General features: G+C 51.1%; 25 protein-coding genes. 7 read left to right on the top strand and 18 right to left on the bottom strand.

Going from position 1 to position 22,016, the window contains the following annotated elements:
- Window positions 1-29 precede the first annotated feature (29 nt).
- On the bottom strand, window positions 30-512 hold the full coding sequence (locus H615_RS0108900) for a VanZ family protein (protein WP_035531748.1): 483 nt from the start codon (window positions 510-512) through the stop codon (window positions 30-32).
- Window positions 513-672: 160 nt separating this feature from the next.
- Here H615_RS0108900 and H615_RS0108895 point away from each other — a divergent pair, with 160 nt between their 5' ends.
- The gene (locus H615_RS0108895; protein ID WP_027954827.1) at window positions 673-1,053 is read left to right on the top strand and encodes a hypothetical protein; all 381 of its coding nucleotides are present in this window, start codon (window positions 673-675) and stop codon (window positions 1,051-1,053) included.
- A gap of 61 nt (window positions 1,054-1,114) precedes the next feature.
- Here H615_RS0108895 and H615_RS0108890 read toward each other — a convergent pair whose 3' ends face one another.
- Window positions 1,115-1,609 carry a sigma-70 family RNA polymerase sigma factor gene (locus H615_RS0108890; RefSeq protein ID WP_027954826.1) on the bottom strand — a complete coding sequence of 165 codons (495 nt, stop codon included), beginning with the start codon at window positions 1,607-1,609 and terminating at the stop codon, window positions 1,115-1,117.
- A 165-nt stretch (window positions 1,610-1,774) separates the two neighbouring features.
- Here H615_RS0108890 and H615_RS0108885 point away from each other — a divergent pair, with 165 nt between their 5' ends.
- Genes H615_RS0108885 through H615_RS22550 form a run of 3 tightly spaced genes read left to right on the top strand, consistent with a single transcriptional unit; the run spans window position 1,775 to window position 2,778 of the window.
- A complete protein-coding gene (locus H615_RS0108885) occupies window positions 1,775-2,224 on the top strand; it encodes an RNA polymerase sigma factor (RefSeq protein ID WP_027954825.1) in 450 nt (149 codons plus the stop codon).
- Window positions 2,225-2,270: 46 nt separating this feature from the next.
- Window positions 2,271-2,555: a hypothetical protein gene (locus H615_RS0108880; protein WP_027954824.1), complete on the top strand. Its 285-nt coding sequence runs from the start codon at window positions 2,271-2,273 to the stop codon at window positions 2,553-2,555.
- A gap of 55 nt (window positions 2,556-2,610) precedes the next feature.
- Window positions 2,611-2,778, top strand: a complete 168-nt coding sequence (locus H615_RS22550) for a hypothetical protein (RefSeq protein WP_169516191.1) — start codon at window positions 2,611-2,613, stop codon at window positions 2,776-2,778.
- A 306-nt stretch (window positions 2,779-3,084) separates the two neighbouring features.
- Here the strand turns inward: H615_RS22550 and H615_RS0108870 are convergent, their stop codons facing one another.
- Complete coding sequence (locus H615_RS0108870; RefSeq protein WP_027954823.1) at window positions 3,085-3,981, bottom strand: AEC family transporter; 897 nt, start codon at window positions 3,979-3,981, stop codon at window positions 3,085-3,087.
- Between the two features lie 169 nt (window positions 3,982-4,150).
- Here H615_RS0108870 and H615_RS0108865 point away from each other — a divergent pair, with 169 nt between their 5' ends.
- Complete coding sequence (locus tag H615_RS0108865; protein WP_027954822.1) at window positions 4,151-4,783, top strand: hypothetical protein; 633 nt, start codon at window positions 4,151-4,153, stop codon at window positions 4,781-4,783.
- 107 nt (window positions 4,784-4,890) lie between these two features.
- On the opposite strand, the gene H615_RS0108860 is transcribed toward H615_RS0108865, so the two are convergent.
- The 5 genes from H615_RS0108860 to H615_RS0108840 all read right to left on the bottom strand — a co-directional run bounded on the left by H615_RS0108860 (window position 4,891) and on the right by H615_RS0108840 (window position 8,432).
- Entirely contained in the window at window positions 4,891-6,549 is a 1,659-nt protein-coding gene (locus tag H615_RS0108860; protein WP_027954821.1) for a sodium:solute symporter family protein, read from the bottom strand.
- Between the two features lie 15 nt (window positions 6,550-6,564).
- On the bottom strand, window positions 6,565-6,864 hold the full coding sequence (locus H615_RS0108855; RefSeq protein ID WP_027954820.1) for a DUF4212 domain-containing protein: 300 nt from the start codon (window positions 6,862-6,864) through the stop codon (window positions 6,565-6,567).
- 12 nt (window positions 6,865-6,876) lie between these two features.
- A complete protein-coding gene (locus tag H615_RS0108850) occupies window positions 6,877-7,062 on the bottom strand; it encodes a hypothetical protein (RefSeq protein ID WP_027954819.1) in 186 nt (61 codons plus the stop codon).
- A 158-nt stretch (window positions 7,063-7,220) separates the two neighbouring features.
- Window positions 7,221-8,054: a peptidoglycan-binding protein gene (locus tag H615_RS0108845; protein WP_027954818.1), complete on the bottom strand. Its 834-nt coding sequence runs from the start codon at window positions 8,052-8,054 to the stop codon at window positions 7,221-7,223.
- 60 nt (window positions 8,055-8,114) lie between these two features.
- A complete protein-coding gene (locus H615_RS0108840; protein ID WP_027954817.1) occupies window positions 8,115-8,432 on the bottom strand; it encodes a DUF3817 domain-containing protein in 318 nt (105 codons plus the stop codon).
- A gap of 357 nt (window positions 8,433-8,789) precedes the next feature.
- Between H615_RS0108840 and H615_RS0108835 the strand changes: the two genes are divergently transcribed.
- Window positions 8,790-9,506 (top strand): DsbA family oxidoreductase, encoded by a 717-nt coding sequence (locus tag H615_RS0108835; protein WP_027954816.1) that lies wholly within the window; start codon window positions 8,790-8,792, stop codon window positions 9,504-9,506.
- A 234-nt stretch (window positions 9,507-9,740) separates the two neighbouring features.
- Here the strand turns inward: H615_RS0108835 and H615_RS0108830 are convergent, their stop codons facing one another.
- The 5 genes from H615_RS0108830 to H615_RS0108810 form a co-directional block, all read right to left on the bottom strand.
- On the bottom strand, window positions 9,741-10,193 hold the full coding sequence (locus tag H615_RS0108830; RefSeq protein ID WP_027954815.1) for a hypothetical protein: 453 nt from the start codon (window positions 10,191-10,193) through the stop codon (window positions 9,741-9,743).
- Between the two features lie 3 nt (window positions 10,194-10,196).
- The gene (locus H615_RS0108825; RefSeq protein WP_027954814.1) at window positions 10,197-11,009 is read right to left on the bottom strand and encodes a DUF3100 domain-containing protein; all 813 of its coding nucleotides are present in this window, start codon (window positions 11,007-11,009) and stop codon (window positions 10,197-10,199) included.
- Window positions 11,010-11,144: 135 nt separating this feature from the next.
- Window positions 11,145-11,552: a hypothetical protein gene (locus H615_RS0108820; RefSeq protein WP_027954813.1), complete on the bottom strand. Its 408-nt coding sequence runs from the start codon at window positions 11,550-11,552 to the stop codon at window positions 11,145-11,147.
- A 6-nt stretch (window positions 11,553-11,558) separates the two neighbouring features.
- Window positions 11,559-12,098 carry a LytTR family DNA-binding domain-containing protein gene (locus H615_RS21805; RefSeq protein ID WP_051254640.1) on the bottom strand — a complete coding sequence of 180 codons (540 nt, stop codon included), beginning with the start codon at window positions 12,096-12,098 and terminating at the stop codon, window positions 11,559-11,561.
- A gap of 9 nt (window positions 12,099-12,107) precedes the next feature.
- Window positions 12,108-13,562: a nitrilase-related carbon-nitrogen hydrolase gene (locus H615_RS0108810; protein WP_027954812.1), complete on the bottom strand. Its 1,455-nt coding sequence runs from the start codon at window positions 13,560-13,562 to the stop codon at window positions 12,108-12,110.
- Between the two features lie 83 nt (window positions 13,563-13,645).
- Here H615_RS0108810 and H615_RS22545 point away from each other — a divergent pair, with 83 nt between their 5' ends.
- Window positions 13,646-13,918 (top strand): hypothetical protein, encoded by a 273-nt coding sequence (locus H615_RS22545; protein ID WP_027954811.1) that lies wholly within the window; start codon window positions 13,646-13,648, stop codon window positions 13,916-13,918.
- Window positions 13,919-14,084: 166 nt separating this feature from the next.
- On the opposite strand, the gene H615_RS0108800 is transcribed toward H615_RS22545, so the two are convergent.
- Genes H615_RS0108800 through H615_RS0108780 form a run of 5 tightly spaced genes read right to left on the bottom strand, consistent with a single transcriptional unit; the run spans window position 14,085 to window position 21,996 of the window.
- Complete coding sequence (locus tag H615_RS0108800) at window positions 14,085-16,037, bottom strand: beta-galactosidase (RefSeq protein ID WP_027954810.1); 1,953 nt, start codon at window positions 16,035-16,037, stop codon at window positions 14,085-14,087.
- Window positions 16,038-16,058: 21 nt separating this feature from the next.
- Window positions 16,059-17,558 (bottom strand): UDP-glucose--hexose-1-phosphate uridylyltransferase, encoded by a 1,500-nt coding sequence (galT, locus tag H615_RS0108795; RefSeq protein ID WP_027954809.1) that lies wholly within the window; start codon window positions 17,556-17,558, stop codon window positions 16,059-16,061.
- Between the two features lie 21 nt (window positions 17,559-17,579).
- Window positions 17,580-18,569, bottom strand: coding sequence for a UDP-glucose 4-epimerase GalE (gene galE, locus H615_RS0108790; RefSeq protein ID WP_027954808.1), 990 nt, complete (start codon window positions 18,567-18,569; stop codon window positions 17,580-17,582).
- The gene (locus H615_RS0108785) at window positions 18,569-19,738 is read right to left on the bottom strand and encodes a galactokinase (protein WP_027954807.1); all 1,170 of its coding nucleotides are present in this window, start codon (window positions 19,736-19,738) and stop codon (window positions 18,569-18,571) included. The genes galE and H615_RS0108785 overlap by 1 nt, the downstream gene beginning before the upstream one ends.
- Window positions 19,735-21,996 carry an alpha-galactosidase gene (locus H615_RS0108780; protein ID WP_027954806.1) on the bottom strand — a complete coding sequence of 754 codons (2,262 nt, stop codon included), beginning with the start codon at window positions 21,994-21,996 and terminating at the stop codon, window positions 19,735-19,737. The genes H615_RS0108785 and H615_RS0108780 overlap by 4 nt, the downstream gene beginning before the upstream one ends.
- Window positions 21,997-22,016 lie beyond the last annotated feature (20 nt).

The raw sequence follows: 22,016 nt of genomic DNA, 5'->3' as shown, positions 1-22,016 counted from the left end.
AACCAGCGGGCCCATTCCCGCTGGTTCTTTTATTTTCTTCTTCTGTTTCCTGCAAAAATAAGGGCCAGGCCGATCAGGGCCCCCACACTGTCGAGTCCGACATCCCCGATGTACGGCGTGCGGTCCGGCGTCAGGGATTGATGGTATTCATCCATACATGCGTATAGCACCGTTACGGCCAGAGCGCTGATGGCTGCCGTCCTTTTTTTCCAGCGGGTGTTCACAAGGAAAGCTCCATACGCGGTGATCATTAATAAGAAAAAGATGCTGATATGAGCGCCCTTCCGAATGAAAAATTCCACCAGTCCTTCGATGCCGTGGCTGGCCAGACTGACCTCTTCCCCGTGGTAGGTAAAGGAAACCGGCGCCAGAAGCGGACGGAGCAGGTCGAGCGGAAGATACATCGATAACGATGGACGCATATCCTGTTCGCCATAAGGCTGGGAGGAAAAGTAAAAAATCAGGCCCATAACTGCAATTGGGAGGATAGTAAAGATTAACCTTTTATACAAATCATTCACACTTTCTATGTAAAATAGCTGAAAGACATATGAATAGTCTACTATAAATATCAGGAATTAAAAAAAATTTCATAAATTCATAGGACCTACTATTAAAATATTGTAATCTTGTATACAATTGCTTATGGAAAGAAAAAAGGGGGATTCGAGAGTGGCAAAGAAAAGTAAGCAGTACGATTACGATCTTGGCGAAGTGAAGCGCCTGATCGGTGAGACTGATAAAAATTATCGCGAAATCGCGGCCGAAACGGGATGCCCTTATGCTAGTGTCGTTTATCATGGTCGTAAAATCCGCGGACGCGTCAATCGTATGCGTCAGGAAGAAATCCAGGCGGAACAGCAGCAGCCCCAGTCCCTGCTGGCCTTGGCCCAGGAGACTCCGGAAGAACCAACCGTGTTGTCTGGCGGGACAACGTTGAGTATATCCAGGAACGAAATCCATATCCAGAATGCCGAACAGGAAGCAGCGAAGATGATCAAGGCTGCCCGGGCTATGGGACTGACGAAAATTAACATAACCATCGATCGATGAGGAACATCCGGCGCTTTTCTGGAAGGCGCCGGACTTTTTTATGAGGATGTAGAAGTGAGGGTTAAAGAAGATGTCTGCAGGACTTCAGTTTATTTCTGGCATGGCGTCCCCAGTTTTTCACAGCATCCTGGGTCACGCCTTCGATCCGGGCCGTTTCCGCAACAGAACGGCCCTGCTTCACACGGTGGGATACCCATTTCCACTGGTTGGGTGTCAGCAGGTTTTTGACCTGGTCCCAGAAGTATGTATCAACCGGCTCGTCCTCCCATATGTAATCCTCGCTGTGGATGAGTTCCTCTACAAACCGGTTTTCCCTTTCCTGACGGTTGTTTTCGCGGCGGATTTGGTCAATGAGCGCGTTGCGGATTTTCCAGTGGGCATAGGTGGAAAATTCTCCAGCCTCGGGATTGTACGTGCGGTGGGCCTGCCATAAAGCAAACAATCCTTCGGCATAAAAATCACCGTTCGCATCGATGATGTGCAGCTTACGGATGTGGTAATGGATGCTCCGTTCCCACTCGGCCAGCAGCTGTTCAAAATCCTGTTCCGTTTCCATGACTTCACTCCTTCTCATTTTCTGCCTTCACTCTATAATCGAAGAAAATGGAAGTTTTCGTGTCATCTTTTTTCAAAAAATATATTTTGCACCAGGAAAAATGGAATTTCCGCTGGGAAGCTGCCGGCAAATGTAGGACAATAGAAAAGTAGAAAGGAGTGAGTCATGTCAAAGATTCAGGAATTTCATGAATTGGAAGAACTCATTTACAAAGTGATGCACAACCTGCACCTCCCGCCCCCGCACGACGATTATTTCCAGGAAAGCTACCTCGTCTATCACGCTGCCAAAGCACGCTATGATCCCGGGAAAAGCCGGTTCTCCACGTACTTCCACACCAAACTCCGATATCACTATCAAACCCTTGTCTCCAACGATCTGAAAAGGACAGCTGCCCACCGGCGCCTGTATACGCTCTCTTCCTTTACAAATCCTCTCCCATCGACAGATCCTGCTCTTCTCTCCACTCTATCTCCTTTTGAAAAGCGCTTCCTCTCCGACCTCCTTAACGGTTATAAAAATGTGGAGATTGCGGACCGGATGAACATCAGCTCCTCGACCTTTTACCGGAGGCGCAGGATCTTGAGAATGAAGCTCGCGCGTTTATACATGTAAAATACAGGGAAAACATCTGTCATATCAACTAAACGGAGGAATGGCCTTGGAAGAGACATCCCGCTCCCTGACCCCCCTTGCCAGCATCTGGCTCGACGAGGCACCAACGACCTTCACCCACGCCTTTGTGGAACGGCTCGCCTATGAATGGATGATTGAAATCGTGAACCCCTTCCCTATTCCAATTATGGAAAATAAGGAATACGTTCTTTCTATATCGATTGAGCAGATTGACGGTACGTTTTACGAAGAAATCCCGATCGAATCCTACAGCATCGAGATGGGGGAGGAATTCACCGTCTACCGCTTCCATATGTATCCCCCCGCATAACCTTTCCAGGAATGTTATACTAACGATGGACGTTTGACTTGGAAAGGAAGAGATTATGCTTTATCTTGCATTTGCCGGATTTTTTCTCATTTATGTGCTGCTCGGATGGTTCACCGACACGGTGGAAATGTCAGCAGTCGGCGGCGTTTTGAGTGTCGCTTTTTTCTTTGGGAATCTATATTTGTTCTGGCGTGAAAAACGCAATGCTTCGAAAAATGAATAAAGAAATCATCATGCAGATGGTCACGTTCCGCTTATCGGTGGATGCTTGCCGCGGGCACGGCTTCAGCTAACTTGGACAGGATAAACCACCTGCCCAAGTGGATCTTCAGCCCGTGCTGTTCCCGCAGGCGTCACCACCGAACGCTCCTCGTGACCTCAGCGGAGGATGAATAGAAAAAGAGGAGGATCCCAATATAAATAGGAGATCCTCCTTTTTTCCATGAGACAATCCCAGAGCCGTTTAAGAAGAAATGATGAAATGGATATCTATACAAACGAAAGTCCGCCGGAGAACGGCGGACTTATTCTACGTCAATAGATTCAAGAGAACCGGAAGCGTAACAACACTCAGAATGGTTGTCACCAGCGTGATGCTCGAAACGAGATCAGGCTTGGCATCGAATTGGACAGCATACATCGTCGTCGTTGCAGCGGACGGCATCGCCGCGGCTACAATAAGGACCGAAGCCATCAGGTCGTTCATCGGAAGAACGGTGGTCAGCCCCCAGGCGATCAGAGGAGAAGCGACCAGACGGATGGATGCCGCGAAGGAAATCTTGCTCCAGTCGAGGTTTTTAATGGTAATGTTCGCCAGCTGCATACCGAGCAGAATCATGATGCTTGGAACAGTCGCATTGCCGACGAGTTCAAGACTGGCATACAGATTATCCGGGATGTTCACTTCGGCCGCTTTAAACAACAGGGCAATCCAGACGGCGTGGGTCGGCGGCATTTTCAAAATCGTGCGGACAGCCATGCTGAACCCGGCTGTGCCTTTGGCGGCATAATAGACACCGAAAAAGTTCATGACGATCTGCTGAAGCACCATGAATGTCACCGCGTAGACGAACCCCTGCTCCCCGAAGGCAAACAGCACGATCGGAGTTCCGTAATTGCCGGCATTCATAAAAGCGGTGGACAAGATCAGGCCGCTTTCCGTCGGTGTCCCGTAGCGGAACAGGCGGGCACCGATTTTATTCAAAATCAGAATACTTATTAAAAGCGTCAGGGAAAAGAGGATCATCATATAGTAATCCCGGTTGAAATCCGCTTCATAGAAGGTTTTGAACACAAGGCAGGGCAGCATCAAATACAACGTAACCGTAGACAGTGATTTAATTTCCAGATGCAGACTTTTCTGCAGAACATATCCGGCCACGAAGACGAGGATGACCGGAAGAACGACTTGGAAGAATATCGCCATACTCCCCCTCCTTTATCGAGCATATCTGTTAACTTCAATAGTCTATCAGAAATGTGGGAGCGTTGTCCTGCTTCTGCTCTAAAACGGCTGTCAGCGGGAGCTCATCATTGCCCTCGACGGGCTTTTTTGAAATAATAGCAAAAGAATATGAAGGACAGGAGCTAGACGTATGAATAAAACGCTGCGACGCTTTCTCATCGGTGCCGGGATTTTTGCTGCCGTCGGCCTGCTCGCTGTACTGGTTGTTTTCATCGCCATCAGCGGCAATAATGAGGATGCGGTAAAAGAAGACGCCGAAGTCTATACAGAGGACCGCTTTCGTGGGCAGACCGAGGTGTACGGTGTGATGTATGATTCGATGGGCAATCAGCCGTTCAGGGCCGCCGCCCAGGTCAGGCATGAGGAGGACGGGATTGAATTTCTCGTCTATCGGAATGAGGATAACCAGCTGGTGGATACGTACGTGTCCTCCAAATGGGAGGAAGAAGTCAAACAGACGTCCATGACGTATCTGGACGAAGAGATGGCAGGCGTCGAAAACCTCGATATCCAGTTTGAAAAATCAACGAGCAGTCAGCACCGCTACACGCCGGAGGATGCGCCAAGTGTCCGTGAGGTGGAGGCCGCTCCATCGATATATCTCGATCTGAACCGGGAGCCGGAGGATGGAGATGAAGAGATTTTCGAAGCCTTTGCCGATTTTCTTCAAGACGAATTTTCATTTTCAGACGGCCGGATCACCGTCCAGTACTTTGAAGGGGACACGAAAATCAAAGGCGGATGGACCCGGGAATTTTCATAACCGAAACATGCCCCTCTCCTATGGGGAAAAGAAAAGCCTGCGGCAGTGGATCCTCTCCATACCGCAGGCTTTTTTATGTCTGTGCTCCGTTTTTCCACCAGGTTTCTTTACTGGGCATCCTTCTTATAATATTCGCCGTTCTTATATTGAATCTGCTCCGGATAGCGCAGGTCGGTGACTTCATCCTGTGTCTGTTTACTCGGCGGAGCCGTCAGAAGTGAAACGGTGATATTGGCGATAATCGCGGCAGCGGCTCCGAAGACGCCTGCCCCTGTGTCGATGATTCCAAGGATTGTAAACCCTCCGTATTTGGCTGCGAAAATATAACCGAGCGTAACCGAGAGTCCTGTGATCATCCCGGCAATGACACCTGGACCGTTGGCTCGGCGCCACCAGACCCCAAGGAGCAGAGCCGGAAAGAAGGAACCAGAAGCGAGCGCAAAGGCCCAGGCGACAATCTGAGTGATCGCACCAGGGGGATTCAAGGCGATCAGACCGGCCACCACTGTGGCGAGGACGATGGACCAGCGGCCGACAGACAGCCGTTTCTTCTCACTGGCGTTCGGGTTGATAGACCGGTAGTAAATATCATGAGAGAGAGCAGCGGAAATGGCAATCATCAGACCGCCGGCTGTCGATAAGGCGGCGGCCATCGCACCAGCGGCCATCAAACCGATGACGAAAATCCCGAGGTTGGCGATTTCCGGTGTGGCCATGACGACGATATCATTGCTGATGGCAAGCTCTGTCCACTGGAGCACGCCGTCACTGTTGCCATCTGCAAGGGACAGCTTGCCTGTATCGACCCACGGCTGCGTCCACGCCGGCAGGTTCCCAAGCGAGGAACCGGCCACTTCCGTCATTAAAATGAACCGGGAGAAAGCAGCATAGGCGGGAGCAGATAAATACAGCAGGCCGATGAACAATAGAGCCCATGCCCCGCTCCAACGGGCGGCTTTCATCGTTTTCACGGTATAAAAGCGGACAATCACATGCGGCAGACCGGCGGTTCCGGCCATGAGCGTAAACATAAGTGCCATGAACTGCCATTTGGAGGCTTCTGTGAACGGAACGATGTATTCCGATATCCCGAGCTCCTGATCGATGGAACGCATTTCCGAAATGACTTCCCCGTAGGAGAGCCATGGAACAGGGTTCTGTGTGAGCTGCATGGACATGAAGATCACAGGTATTAAATAAGCAACAATTAAGACGAGGTACTGCGCCACCTGTGTCCACGTAATGCCCTTCATTCCTCCCATCGCCGAATAAAAAGCGATCAGGACGACTCCGATCAGTGTCCCAATCATCGTATCCACTTCAAGCAGACGGCCGATGACAACTCCGGAACCTGACAGCTGTCCGACAGAGTATGTAAAGCTGATGATGATCGTCGCCACGGCGGCAATCAGCCGGGCGGTGTTGCTGCGATAGCGGTCACCGATAAATTCAGGGACCGTGTAACGCCCGTATTTCCGGAGCTGCGGAGCAAGCAGGAATGTAAGCAGCAGATAACCACCCGTCCATCCCATAATGTACGCAAGCCCATCATAGCCTAAAATCATGACGGTTCCGGCAAGACCGATAAAGGAAGCGGCACTCATCCAGTCAGCACCGATTGCCATGCCGTTGAACACCGGAGGCACCCCTCGGCCGGCGACGTAGAAGTCCGACGTCTCTTTCGCCTTATTGTAGATCGCGATGCCGATATAGAGCGCAAACGTCACAACAATTAATCCTAACGATACGAGAAACTGAGCATCCATACTTTTCCCCCTGACTTATTGATTGGCGGCCTGGTCGGTTTCCTTTGTGCTGTCCTTTGGAACGAGGCCGAACTTTTCATCCACATAATCACTGATGACCGCATTAAAAAAAAGAAGAACGATAAACGTTAGAATAGCCCCCTGAGATCCCATGTAATAGGGAAGTGGAATCCCCATCACGGTAAAGGACGAAAGACTTTCGGCAAACAAAACGATACCAAAGGACACCAGCACGCCAATGCCGAGGTAGATCATAATCAGTGTCGTTCTTAACCGGAAATAGGCTTTGGCCTGCTTTGGATCCATCTTTTTCATGTTTTCTCCTCCCTATCCTTTTAAGTTGAAAATAAAGACGACCGTCTCCCAGAACGGCATCGGCACCATGATCACCTTGATCAGTGCGGCGGCACATAAAGCGGCCAGTGGGACGGCAAACAACACCGGCTTCTTCTTTTTCACTGCAGCCACAACAGAAACGATGGTTATGAGAGCAAGAAGCAGCGGAATGAACATGTGGATGTTACCTCCTTTTGTAAGCGTTACCACATTAATGTAAAAATTTTTAATAGTTAGAAAAAACTGAATATTACACCCTGTATTATTCTAAAAATATCAAATAATGTCAACCGGTCAAAAAGAACTATAACAAAAAAGCACCCGCAATGGGTGCTTCACCTGCCAAACAGTGACCGCCATGTCTTCGGACCTACAATTCCATCGACCTCAAGGCGGCGGGAGTCCTGGTAAGCGCAGACAGCAGCCTCTGTCCGGCTTCCGAAAATCCCATCCGTTTCTGTGCCTGTCTTTTTCTGAACAGCCTTCACTTTCTCCCCGCGTGACCCTTTTCTCAGCGGTGTACCTGGGTACGTCCGGATATCCAGCCGCTGCAGCGTTTCCGGTCCGGCGCTCCCGTCGACCTGGATACCTTCTTTTTTCTGAAAGGTGAAGACCGCCTCCTCTGTCAGCGGGCCGAAGCTTCCGTCTATATCCCCTGAGTAATAGCCGAGCTTCCGGAGCTTCTCCTGGACGCCATTCACAAGGCTCCCCTGGCTGCCGCGCCGGACGTAATGGACGATCGGCAGCTCAAGGTGGGCATAATCCTTGAAGCTCGACCAATCGCCTCCCCAGGAAAAGCCCATTTCCTTCGCCCGTTCCGCCACCCAGCGCCAGTTATGATCAACGGTCCAAAGCGCCGTCCGCCCATCCGGGGTTACCAAAAAGAAATCGACGGCGCGTCCGCTGTGATGATTGCTCTCCCCTGGTTCGGCATACGTCACAATCGTCCCGCTTCTGCCATACGTTTTCCCTTTATACGTGTAGCCGGGACGCCCCTTTCCATATAAAGACGCCTGCTCCTCATACGTCCGGAAGCCGGAGGAAATCTGGACGAACAGCCCTCGCTCGTAGGCTTCGGTTAACAGCTTGTCCACTTTCTTCTCCACTTCTGGATGGACGTTCCCCATATTATTCCTGCTCCGCGATTTCAACGTTTCCAATGCAATCATAAAAAATCCCTCCCTGCTTTTATAATCGAAGCAGAAAGGGATTCGGTGTCTATCGGCTTATTATGCGGTCAAACTGTCCGGCTGACTTGTGTAATTCTTCTTCAGCTGGTGGTCCAGAATGAAGTTCCCGAATGGAATAAAAGCGACCACAAACGCCCCTGCGGCCCATTTAATCGGCCAGCGGACGGTGAAGGTCACATAGGCGACGGCAGCCATATAGATGACGAACAACCCGCCGTGGATGGCGCCGTTGACAGAAACGGCCTCTGGGTAATCAAACATATACTTCAGCGGCATTGAAATGAATAACAGAATCAAGAAGGACATCCCCTCAAGGAATCCCATCACTCGCAATTTACCAATGGGTGTTTTAAGCATGCGCTGTCTCCTTTTTCACAAAAAATCAGCGGCGCCGCCCTGGGATGGCGCTTTCACTAGTTCTATCTTAATGGTTCTGGAAAAGAGATGCAATCACCCGCGGCGGCTTTCACTTTTTGTTCACAGATGGATGTGCCGGGCTGCTGGCTTGGGGGTGGAGGGGCGATATCAATTATTTTCCACGTATATCGATTTTTTTGCGGATATATCGATTATTTTCTCGATATATCGGTTATTTCTCAGATATATCAACGAAATTCCGAATATATCAACCAAACGCCTGACAAACAGAATAATGGCATTCGTTCTCCAACACTCGTACAATGGAAAGAGAAATTACTAGTAGAGGTGATCCTTGTGAAAATAGAAGTATGGTCCGATTTCGTCTGTCCTTTCTGCTACATCGGAAAGGCACGTCTGGAGGAAGCGTTGAAGCAGTTCCCCAACGAAACGGTAGAAGTCGAATATAAGAGCTTTGAGCTTGATCCGAATGCTGGACGCAACACAGAACCAGTCATGCATGAGCACCTGGCTCATAAATACGGCCGCTCTTTGGAAGAGGCCCGCGGCATGACAGCCAATATGACAGAGCAGGCGAAGAGCGTCGGTCTTGATTTCCATTTTGATACGATGATTCCAACGAATACGTTCGCCGCCCACCGTGTGGCTCAGCTGGCTAACGAAAAAGGACTCGGCAAGGAAACAGCAGAACGCTTCTTCAAAGCCGTGCTGACGGATTCTGAGGATATCGGTGATCATGAAACGATCACGCGCCTCGCTGTTGACGCTGGTCTTGAGCGAAGCGAAGTGGAAGATGTCCTGAACAGTGACGCTTACACAGAAGCGGTACGCATGGAAGAACGGGAAGCGCATGAAATCGGTGTGCAGGGCGTTCCTTTCTTCGTCATCAACCGTAAGTATGCTGTATCCGGCGCGCAGCCGACGGAAGTATTCGTCAACGGTCTTCAGAAAGCCTTTGATGAAGAAAACAAACCAGCGTTTGAAAATCTTTCTACAGACGATGGAGCCGCATGCACCGAAGACGGTTGTGAAGTTCCTTCCGGAAAAGAATAACGAAAAAGGAAAGCTGCAGGACATGATCCTGCAGCTTTTTTTATGTCGTACGGCTTTAATCGTGTGAAACAAGCAGAAGACCGATATATCCGCTTTTTGACTGATAAAACGTTATTTTGACCGATATATCAGCATTTCGACCGATATCCAAGCGGAAAGACTGATATACATTCCGCTTTGACCGATAAACAGCCCGTAAACGCCTCTATAAGACAGCCAGGTGCGGCTTTTATATTAGATGATCCCCTGGAAGCGTAGAATCACTTCGGCAATCAACGCCGAACCGATATACGTTCCGAGCATGACACACATCGCAACGACGATGCTTCGCCAGCCGAGCTTGACGAAATCCGCCCATGAGCGGCCGATGGCGATACCGGCATAGGCAAGAATCGGTGTCGTCAACGCAAGCAGATTCACTTCACTCGTCGTCTCTACGATAAAGGAAGAGCCTGGAATCCACGGCATCGATACGAGCACGCCGACAAGTGCGACATACGCGACACTTGGGATACTGCCCGGGAGCACTTTTCCTAAGATCAAACCGACGAGACAGATGCCGATGAGCACGAGCATGCCCGGAACCGCCTCCCAGACGATCACATCATAGCCGATCCAGTTCCCCAAAAGGGCGGTCACTCCGAAAATCGCAAGCATGAGCAGCCATTCCTGTATATTTTTCAGCATCACTTATGCCCCCTTTTCTACGCGAGAGCTGGTGCTCTTTCTGCGTGTCATGATATCATACAGCTTCTCTGTGAGCGGCAGACCGATGAAGATACTCATATAAAGGCCTGTCGATAAGGAGAGCAGGTTGCTTGCCCCGGCGAAAGCGAGGATGTCATTTTCCATCTGTGGAAAAGCGGCGACGAGCGAGCCGCTGGCGGCGGCCATCATGCTTCCACTACCGATGCCCGAAGCCATGGCAAAGGACAGTGGATTGAGCGGCGTCAACGTGGCCAAAAAGCCGGAAATCAAGCCCATGAATACCGCACCGAATACCGTACCGAATATGTAGATGGCCATGACGCCGCGTCCTTCCGGTGAATTGAACCCGTACTTGTCCATAATGAGACCGACGTTCGGCTCACGGGCGACCGAGTGGGTCATGCCGATACTCTCCCGCTTCAGTCCGAGCATGATCGCGACAGGCAGGGCGATGAAGATTGTCCCAAGGTTCCCGAATTCCTGCAGCAGCAGTGCCGGACCGGCTTCAATAATCTGAGGAAGCGATGGACCGATGATCACGCCGATTTTGGCAATCAGCAGCGTGACACCAAGAACGATGAGCGGCTCGGCGTTTTTCGACTGTTTTTCCTTGATGAGCGGTGTAAAAAATAATCCAAGACCAATAATGATGGCGTAAAGCATCGGCAGCAGCAGAACTACGCCGGGACCGACCGTAAAGGAATGCGTACCAATCGTTTCTGTCAGGAGTACGATGGCCAGCACAATCGTATGTAATCGCCAGTCTTTCCATAAATTTGTCAGCTCTTGTTTCATACCTCTCCCCCTTAATGAACATAAATATACCAATCATTATAATGTTCTGAATATTAAAATCAAAGTTATTTTCTGGGAGAAAAGGCATAGGAATCGCTTTGTTCGACAAAAACCCCCGTGGTGACAGGGGTTTTCCTAACGATTTTTCTTTTTCATCAAGTAGTACTCATAGGTTTGGATTCGTTTGTTCAATTGATAGATCAAGAGGAGCGATAGGGCAAGAATGCCGGCCCCATATCCATAGAAAGCCGCTTCGAAGAGAATCGAATACCCGCTGAACAAAAGGTTGCCCGACCCGTAAAGAAGAGCGATCAGCAGGCAGGACCAGCCGGCTTTTTTCAAAAAGGAAGACTTCCTGCCGGCAAGGATGTGCATGTGGATGATGAAGGCGGCCGAACAGGACAGCACCGCGATCAACACGCTGAAAACATAATCGACCGGGCCGGAGAGCAGTGGACGACCGGACCACAGGAGAACCACTCCCCGGATCAACACGCCGATGAGGACCGACAGCAGAATCGCTTCCGTATAATATTTTTTCATCGCTGATCACCTCATTCCTAGAAACGCTTTGAAAGATTTCACGTAGTTTTTGGACACTTCCACTTCCTTTTTCGATCCTTCAAACGTCAAGAGCAGACGACGGTTGAACCACGGAATAATTTTTTCCACTGTGTTGATATGCACGATAAACGAGCGGCTCACTTTGATGAATTGTTCTCCCGGCAGTCGTTCCTCAAGCCGGAACAGCTTCTCCTTCATCCGGTAGACGTCGTTTTTCGTATGACAGAAAACAACGGCGTCCTGAGCTTCGAAATATAAGATGTCGGCATGCGGCAGGACGTGGAATTCCTCCTGTTTCATACCAACGATTTTCGTGGAGGATGCTTTGGAGGAGACGGTCTGCAGAAGCAGCGTCAAGTCCTCCAGATGATCCGGATGGAAAACGATGCACGGCAGAAATCCGTCCTGCAGGCCTTCCTGGACAACATAGACATCGGCCTGTCGGTAGATTTCGATACCGAGAGCTTCGAATTTTCCCAAAATCCGCTCTCTGTGGTCATTCCCACAGATCAATCCGAGTTTCACAGCAGCCCCTCACTTTCTTTGTTTTCTAATAAACACGACGTACAGAAGTAGAATCACAGCTATTATAATACATACAGGAAAATATTGCCCCGCCGCCGTATAAAAGGTCCCCTTCCCCTCCACCGGTACATGACCGTGCATCGTCCAGTCGTCTGTCGTAAAATGATCCATTTCCGCAAGCGTACGTCCATCGGCATCCGTGATCATCGACATCCCGTTCACCGTCTGGGTGATGACAGCCGCTCCGTTTTCCAACCCGCGGAACGTACCGGCAATGGTATGGTACGGTGAAATCTCCTTCCAGTCAGCGGATGGAACAAAGAGAAGATCGATGTCCTTTTCCCCGACTTGATTCATGACAGCTGGGAAATCCTTATCCCAGCAGATGACTCCGGCAATCCGACCGTAAGGAGTGTCCACATAAGGGATATCCCCGTCTCCCTCCACCGTCTGTTCGACAAAGCTCCCGCCGTACTTATAATGCTCCGCGGCAATCTCTCCGTTCTGGTCAATGATGTACAGAACATTTTCGTTGGGTTCCTCTGAGGGAGTATAGATGTACGGGACGGTGATGATGTAGACGCCGGCCTTTACGGCGACCTCCCGCAGTCTGTCAAGATACTCCGTCTTCTGGGATTCATCAATAATGACCGAGCCTTCGGCGTGATGGATGATTTCTGCTCCGTGCTCTGCTTCTTTTTCAGTAGCTTTGATCAATTCATCCATCCGCTCTCCGGCTTTTTCCAAAAATAAGGAAGGATCGCTTTCCTGAAGCTGAAAAATTTCCGTCGTCTCCTCGTTGGTCCGGTCAAAGATGTGCAGACCGGCAACGTGGACGGTTTCTTTTTCTCCTCCTGAGATCGTCCGCAGTCCGCCAAGGGTCAGAGCGGCTGCGAGCACTCCGGCCATCACAAGAGCCGTCCGGCGTTTCTTCAACGTCGCCTCTCCATGCATCAGCCAGAAGACGACAGCGGCCGTCCAAGTAAGGAGAAACGTGAGACCTGTAATGCCGAGGATGGATGCCATCTGCATGACCGGAAGAAGCTGATGCTGCGAATAACCGAGATGACCGAAGCTGCCGTATGGATTGAGGGACATATGAAGCGTATCCAGCAGCGTATAAGCCGATGGAAAAAGCAGCGTAACGATAAAGGAATCACTCCTTTGGTACGCATGCTTCTGTAGAAGATAGGGGATGGCATAAAGAGCTCCAGCTAATCCAGGAAGGTACTCAAAAAAAGGAAGGTCAAGACTCGGCAGCAGATGATGAAAACTGATCTGATTAGCCGTCCCTGTGGCCAGAGGAAGTAGCACCCATGCTTTTCTGAAGGACATTTCCTTCACAGCCATCATAAAAAGAACCGGAAAAATCCAAGCCGCCACACTGATTAAATATTTTCCGTTGCTCCAAGCCATAAAAGTCATCCCAGCGGCCATCATGAGGATCACCCGCATCCATTTCATTTCTCGCACTCCCTTTCTTTTGCTGCCTCTATCGTAAACCGCCGGAGAATAAACCGCCCCCGATTTTCCGTGGAAAGGACGAAATGGATGGTGAAAAGGACATCTTTCCTTATCACTGCCGTTCTCTTCAAAAGGAAAAAACAGCGGAGAGAAAGCAGATGGTTCGTTGGAGGAGAAGACCTTTAAGCGATGCAGAGGAGGCCGGCATAACAGACGCTGATGACGGCTGGCTGCCGAAATATGAAAAAGACTCTCCTCCATCCAGCAAAGGTGAGCTGGGTGAAGGAGAGTCTTTTTCGATTTTAAAGAACACCCAAGGAGCGGTGCCCCTTCCACTCCTGCGGAAGAACGAGTGAGCCCAGATCGCCGAGCGTTGGTTTTGCGAGGAAGCTCGGGCGCTCGTCCGCGGAACGGGAAGGGGCTTTCGCTCCTGGCGGTAAGAAAGAAAAAAGCTTGTAAAGAAACAGGGGTTTCTCTACAAGCTTAAGGCCCTTCCTAATAAGGAAGGGCCTTAAACACGTGTTATTCCTGGATTAAACGGCTTTCAAATGGTGCCAGCGACTCTCCATGGAACCACTGCTCTTCACTGGTATGGTTCATCACAAACAAGTAGGAGTCCTCCCCGCTTCTGCGGCGGTACACTTCGACTCCGCGGTCGGAAGAAATCGTTTCAATCTGATGGTGTTCTGTAATTTCCCCACCAATCCGATCGAGGGCTTCTTCATTGAGTCCGCCGCCGATGTAGTACACATGCCCCTGCCCGAAGCTGTTTTTCGTAACAGCCGCATAGCTGTCATAAAAAGCATCGGTATACTGGTACAGAGCTTCCGCTGTTTCCGGTACGAGCAGGTCACGCCAGATGCTGACGGTGCCGGGAACTTCTGAGAAGCGTCCTTCCCCCTGCAGCTTCAGACGGTGATCTTTGGTGAGCGATTCGATTTCCTCAATCCGGGCGCCGACGAGATCGCGGACGAGCCCCGGCTGAACTTCACCAAGACGCAGGTTATTGTCTTTGCCTTTCAACCCTGTACGGTAGGAGAAGAGAACGGTCCCTCCGTTCTGCACAAACGTTCTCATCCGCTCGGCAAGCGTCTCATCCATCACGTGCATCACCGGTACGACAACCACCTTATAGCTGGACAACTCTCGGTCCGCCGGGATCACATCGATTGCTGCATTCTGGTTGTAAAAAGGACGATAGAGGCGGACAAGCTCGTCGGTAAAATCAAAGTCGCGGCTCTGAATCTGGGAACGCCACGCCCATATGTTGTCATAATCATAGAGAACGGCTATATCCGCCTGGATTGGTGCATCAAGCAGCTCGCCATAATCTTTGATTTCGCTGAACAACGATTGGACTTCCTTATACTTGCGGCCGTACACATTGTCGTGATCGACGACGCCGTAGCAGAACTGCTCCGCCCCTTTCGTCATCCCGTGCCAACGGAAATAGAGCAGGTTGGAACAGCCGTGAGCGAAGGCCTGGTAGGACCACATTTTCGCCTGGTTCGGACGCGGCAGGTACCCGATGACATCATGGCCCTGCGCCCCCATCAGCTCCTCCACGATCCAATAGTTCTTATCCAAGAGCCCTCGGTTGAAGTCATGCATCATCGCAATCGCTTCCGGTGCAATCGGTTCTTCCAGCCCGCCCCAGACCGGATAGTTGTCATAGGAGACAAAGTCCATCGGGCGGAGGTTTTCTGCGTGATCGAACCATTTCGAGAAAAACCCGCCGGAAACGTTCGTCGTGACCTGCTGGTGCGCACCTTTTGTTTCCTTTACAATCTCCGTCATTTCATGAGCAAACCCGTTCAAGGAATCAGAACGGAAGCGCGCCCACTCGAGCTTCAAACTCGGGTTATGCGTCGTAATCGTCGGCTTCGGTACCGGAATTTCTGAGAAGTCGTTGTACGTCTGGCCCCAGAAAATCGTTCCCCACTCCTCGTTCAGCTGGTCGATGCTGTCATACTTCTCAGTCAGATAGGTCTGGAATTTCTTTTCACACGACCCACACCAGCACATATCGCTGCCTTCATGTCCGAACTCGTTATCAATCTGCCAAGCGATAATGGCCGGCTCGTCCTTATAATGCTCGACGACCTTCCTTGTAATCGCTGCGGCATACGAACGATAGATGTCGGAGTTGAAGCAGTACTGCCGGCGTCCTCCGAAAACGCGCGGATGGCCGTATTCATCGGCGGACAAAATCTCAGGATGTTGATCCGCCAGCCACGCCGGGAACGTTGCCGTCGGCGTGCCGAACATGATATGGAAATCCTCCTGCTTCAGCTTTTCAATGACTTGATCGAAGTAGGAAAAATCAAACCTTCCTTCCTCGGGCTCCATCAGATGCCAGGCGAATTCACCGATTCGTACGATGTTAGCCCCCAGCTGTTTGATGCCTTCAATATCTTCGTCGATCTTTTCCTCCGGCCAGTGCTCCGGGTAATAATCTACACCTAAGTACGTCATAGCTGTCCTCCTGGTTTTATTCTATATCGTCTGAAGAAAACGGCGGAATGCCTGCTGCCCTTCTTCCGTGCGCTTGAACACACCGGCGTGCTCCAGCACGACTGAAAAACGGCGCCCGATTTCTTCCTGCAGCTGCGGCCATACATCGTCCTTTTCCCAGCGGATGGATTCCGCCCACGGGACATGCTTGGCTGTTTGTTCATCCTCAAGGGCCTTCCCTTGAAGCTCCTCTTGTTGGATGTAGCCGGTCAGCGACTCCATTTCGTCAATGAGACGTCCCGGCAGGACAGCCAGTCCCATCACTTCGATGAGGCCGATGTTTTCTTTCTTTATGTGATGCACTTCCTCATGTGGATGAAAAATTCCCATCGGATGCTCGTCACTTGTACGGTTGTTACGGAAAACGAGATCCATTTCAAAAGCCCCGTTCCGATAACGGGCAATGGGAGTAATCGTGTTATGCGGCTCTCCGTTTGTTTCGGCATAAATATCCGCCGACGCATCACTATACGTGCGCCACTTCGTCAAAATCCGGTCGGAAAGCTCAGCCAGACGTGTGCGGTCGGTGCTCTTCAGACGCAGCACAGACATCGGCCAGCGTACGATTCCGGCTTCCACGTCCTGATACCCCGGAATATGGATGGTTTCTTCGACAAGCGCTTTCGCCATCGGGAATTCATGATGGCCGCCCTGAAAATGATCGTGACTCAAAATCGAGCCGCCGACAATCGGCAGATCCGCATTGGAGCCGACAAAATAGTGGGGCAGCTGATCGACGAAGTCAAGCAGCCGGTCGAACCCTTCTCTAGAGATGCTCATTGGTCGGTGTTCCCTTGATAAAACGATGGCATGTTCGTTGTAGTACACATATGGGGAATACTGCAGGAACCAATGCTCGCCTTCCAAATCGACAGGAATTACCCGGTGGTTGTCCCTTGCCGGATGGTCGAGACGTCCGGCATAGCCGACATTCTCCTTACAGAGCAGACAGTCCGGATAGCTGTCGGCTTTTTTGTTTTTCGCCGCGGCAATCGCCTTCGGATCTTTTTCCGGCTTGGACAGGTTGATCGTTATTTCAAGGTCGCCGTATTCCGTTTTGCTGTACCAGTGTTTGTTTTTGGCGATCCGGTCGGTACGGATGTAATGCGCCTCCTTGGAAAGCTGGTAGAAGTTTCGGGTCGCTGCTTCCGGCCCCTGCTTTTCAAAGGTGTGATAAAAATCGCGGATCACTTCCGACGGGCGTGGAACGAGACAGTCCATAATCTTCGGATCAAACAAGTCCCGTTCTGTCGTTGTGTTATCCTCCATCAGCCCCTGCTCTGCTGCATAGTCGAGCATCGGTTCCAAAATGCTTGCAGGAGTGCCCGGCACCGGCTCTTTTGGCGCTTCCTCTGGATGTTGCCCTTCCAATTGAAACAGATGGAACAGGCGGTTGCGGGTATAATCGACATCCCACACAGCTATCATCTTTTTGGATAATCCGTACTGAAGAAGTTGTTCAATGTTGCGATAAATGGACACGTCTCTCACCAGCCCTTCAATTTATTGGTTGTAACCGTCGGGATGGTTTTGGAACCAGTCCCATGCCGTTTGAATCATCGTTTCCAGTTCAGCATACTGCGGCGTCCAGCCAAGCTCCTCCATCGCTTTTCCGGAGGATGCGACAAGTTGAGCCGGGTCACCGGCGCGCCGTGGAGCCACTTCGGCAGGAATATCCCGGCCGGTTACACGGCGGGCGGTATCGATGACTTCTTTGACACTGAAGCCCTGGCCGTTCCCAAGGTTATAAATGCCGCTTTCTTCTGTACGTTTCAGCTTGTCGATCGCCAGCAGGTGGGCATCCACAAGATCCGTCACATGGATGTAGTCACGGATGCAGGTGCCATCTGCGGTCGGATAGTCATCGCCGAAGATCATGATCTTTTCCCGTTTCTCCTGCGCTACCTGCAGCACGATTGGGATGAGATGCGTCTCTGGACGGTGATCTTCTCCGATGCGGCCGTCCGGATCAGCGCCGGCTACGTTAAAGTAGCGGAGCACCACGTGCTTGATGCCATGCGCCTGTTCAGCCCATTTAAGCATCTTCTCAATCGCAAGCTTCGTTTCTCCATATGGGTTGGTCGGGAACGTGCGGTCATCCTCCTGGATGGGCACCTGGTCCGGTTCCCCGTACACAGCAGCCGTGGAAGAAAAGACGATCCGTTTCACGTGATGCGCAGCCATCGCCTTCAACAGGCAGACCGCTCCGTATACGTTATTGTCGTAATATTTCAGCGGGTCCTCGACGCTTTCCCCTACAAGGGAATCCGCTGCAAAATGAATGACCGAATCAATATCATTCTCCTCGAACACCCGGTTCATGAAGTCTTCATCCCGCAAGTCCCCGTTATATAAAACAGCCCCCTCCAAAACGGCCTGTTCATGGCCTTTCTGCAGGTTGTCTGCAATGATTACCTTTTCTCCGCGGTCCAGCAGCTGGGCCACGGCGTGGCTGCCGATATATCCGGCGCCTCCACATACTAATACAGTCATCACTCTTCCTCCTCCAACCGTTTCGCCCCGTCGCCGATTTCCACCACGTAGAAGTCCGCTTCAAGACCGGTTTGCTTATAATACTGTTCTCCTACGTTTTCCTTAAAGGTTTCAATATCCGCTTTAGGTACAATGCTGATGGTACAGCCTCCGAAGCCGGCACCGGTCATCCGTGAGCCCACCGCTCCTTCTTCCCAGGCCGCTTCCACTAAAGCATCCAATTCATGTCCCGTTACTTCATAATCATCCCGCAGTGAACGGTGTGATTCATTCATCAGCCGGCCGAAACCGCTGATATCCCCGGCATTCAGTTTTTGCACCGCTTCAATTGTACGTGCATTTTCGTAAATGACGTGTTTGGCGCGTTTTCGTGTGACCGGATCGTCAATCACGTGTTTATACGCCTCGAAATCTTCTACAGAAATGTCGCCAAGATAGACGGCTTCCAGTTCGGTCTTTAACTGCTCCAAGGCTTCTTCACATTCCCGGCGGCGTTCGTTGTATTTAGAATCCGCCAGTCCTCTGCGCTTGTTTGTATTGGCGATGACGAGCGTTTCCTCTTCCAGGTGGATCGGTGTTTTCTGATACTCCAGCGTCTGGCAGTTCAACAGCAGAGCATGATCCTTCTCTCCCTTGCCTATCGCAAACTGATCCATGATTCCGCAGTTGACTCCGACAAACTCATTCTCCGCCGCTTGAGCAAGCTTCACAAGCTCCACCCGGTCGATGTCCAGTCCGGCAAAGGCATCCAGCACGACGCCGGTGACGAGTTCAATGGAGGCTGAAGAAGACAAACCAGCGCCGTTTGGAATATTTCCGTAATAGGCGATATCCGCTCCTTCAGAAAGAGGATAGCCTGCCTCCCTGATTTTAGCTGCGACACCTTTGGGATAATTGGCCCACTCCTGCTCTTGTTCATAAACGAGCGCAGACAGGTCCGCTTCTATCATACCAAGTTCAGGAAAATTCATCGAATACAGTCTCAATTTCGCATCGCTGCGCTTTCTGGCGGCCGCATACGTGCCGACGCTCAGCGCACAAGGAAACACGTGCCCCCCGTTATAATCGGTGTGCTCGCCGATCAGGTTTACCCTCCCCGGCGCAAAAAACGATTGAATGTCTCCCCCGCTTCCAAATTGTTCATAAAATGCCTCGATCATCTGCTTCATTTTTCCACCTCATCCATTGTTGTAGAATTCGTGACGGCTGTCAGGACGAACAACTGGGAAGTAAAGTCGCCGGACTCCTCCAGCCCCCCTGTCTGCGAACCATCGTATCCGCTCTCCAGCGGCAGGCCGGCATGCATCAGTTCATCTCCATAATACGTGCGTTCCAAGCCTTCGATCTTATACTCCGTCTCCGGATTCAGCCCGGTCAGCTGGATCCGGCGGAAGCCCGGATTGGGGCGGGCCAGCACTTGATAACTGGCAGCGACCGCCCGCTGCCCGTCCTCGGATACGACCATCCATGCCGTTTCATTCCCACCCTTTTCAAACGGACTCGTCAGCCGGTAAAAGGTACCAAACTGGAACAAAGTACGGTGCTGTTTATAAAACGTGATCTGTTCACTCATCCGTTCTTTTTCTTCCTCGTTCATTTTCGTTACATCCAGTTCATAACCGAACGCTCCGAAGAAGGCGACATCGCCGCGCGTTTTCAAGCTCGTCACCCGTTTCACCTGATGATTGGGAACGGCGGAAATATGGGCGCCCATGCTGCTCAATGGATAGACCATAGAGGTGCCGTATTGAATCGCCAGCCGCTCGACGGCATCGGTATCATCACTCGTCCATCCTTGAGGTGCGTAATACAGCATACCCGGATCGAATCTGGCCCCTCCGCTTGCACACGACTCAAAAAGAATGTGTGGAAACTCTGTGGTTAGACGCTCATACAAATGATAAACCCCGAGCATATACCGGTGTGGCACTTCCATCTGCTGATCAGAAGCCAGACGTGCCGATCCGATTTCTGTCATATACCGGTTCATATCCCATTTCACATATTCGATGTTGGCCTCTGACAAAATGGTTTTCATCCGGTCGTAGATGTAGTCCACGACTTCCGGGTTGGAAAAATCGAGCACCAGCTGATGCCTGCCTGTAGACGGATGTCTCCCCGCCACCTGGATAATCCAGTCGGGATGCGCTTCATAAAGCTCACTTTGCTTGGATACCATCTCCGGTTCAAACCAAAGGCCGAACGCCATCCCTGTCTCATTCACTTTTTCAACGAGCGGCTTCAACCCGTTCGGCAGTTTCGCTTCATCTACAAACCAATCGCCCAGCGACGTCGTATCGTCATTCCGTCGGCCGAACCAGCCGTCATCGAGGACAAAAAGCTCGACACCCAGACGGCTGGACTGTTCGGCAATCGATTGAAGCTTCCGTTCATCAAAATCGAAATAGGTGGCCTCCCAGTTGTTGATGAGCACCGGACGTTCCTGATCCCGCCAACGCCCGCGGGCAAGCCGCTTCTGATACAAATCATGATACAAATGGCTTAAACCGTTGCGTCCATGCGATGAAAAAGCAGATACGAGTTCCGGCGTCTGGAACGATCCGCCCGGCTCCAGCTTCCAGCTGAAGTCGAATGGATTGATTCCCATACTGACCCGTGCCCGCTCATATTGATCGACTTCAATCTGCCCTGAAAAGTTGCCGCTGTACACGAGACTGAATCCGTAAACGTCCCCATAATGCTCTGTCGTTCCCGGCCGCTGGACAGCGATGAACGGATTGTGCTGAGCACTGCTTGTGCCCCGGGTGCTCTGGATCTTCTGGATGCCCGGATGAAGCGGCTGTGTATGCACGTGACGTTCCCTTGACCATCCGCCGGATAGCTGGACCCACTCAAAATTGCTGTCCGGAAAGTCCATGGAAGCACTCAACGCTCTGTCCAGCTGGTACGATACCGATCCTTCATTTGTAAATCGCGCCGAGCGAACGATAACATCTTTGTCATGATAGACGGTATATAATAAATCAAGCTTCATGCCGGTATGGTCGTCCATAAGAGTGATGGTCAGCGTTACCGCCTCTGATTCTTCCTCCACATAGGTCGCCGGAAGCCCGTCAAGCGAAGGCTTTCCCGGAGTGACACGATGGGAGGAGTAAGCGAAGTTCGATATCCTCGATCCGTCCGGCTGCCGGATATGAAAAGCCGGCTCCCGGTAATCCGATGTCCCATACCCAGGGTAGTCCTGGGGAATCATATCCAGAGAAAATGCTGGATCGTCTTCATAGACATAGGAAGAGGTGACGCGGAATTCCTCCTTGGACAAATGACTGAAATCGTCCCTGTCCCTTACTTTCTTTCCATAATAAAGATGGCCGATCTGGCCGTTTTTAAGAACATGTATGATGTAGCTGATATTTTTTCCCTGTAAGTGAAACTGCCGGCTGTCTTCCGTGATGTGAATCGCCAAGATGTTCCCTCCTCCAATCT

This window comes from Halobacillus kuroshimensis DSM 18393 (assembly GCF_000425705.1).
GTDB classification, from domain to species: Bacteria; Bacillota; Bacilli; order Bacillales; family Halobacillaceae; genus Halobacillus; species Halobacillus kuroshimensis.
The sequence above is the reverse complement of the archived record's forward strand: the minus strand, read 5'-3'. Positions and strand labels throughout refer to the sequence as shown.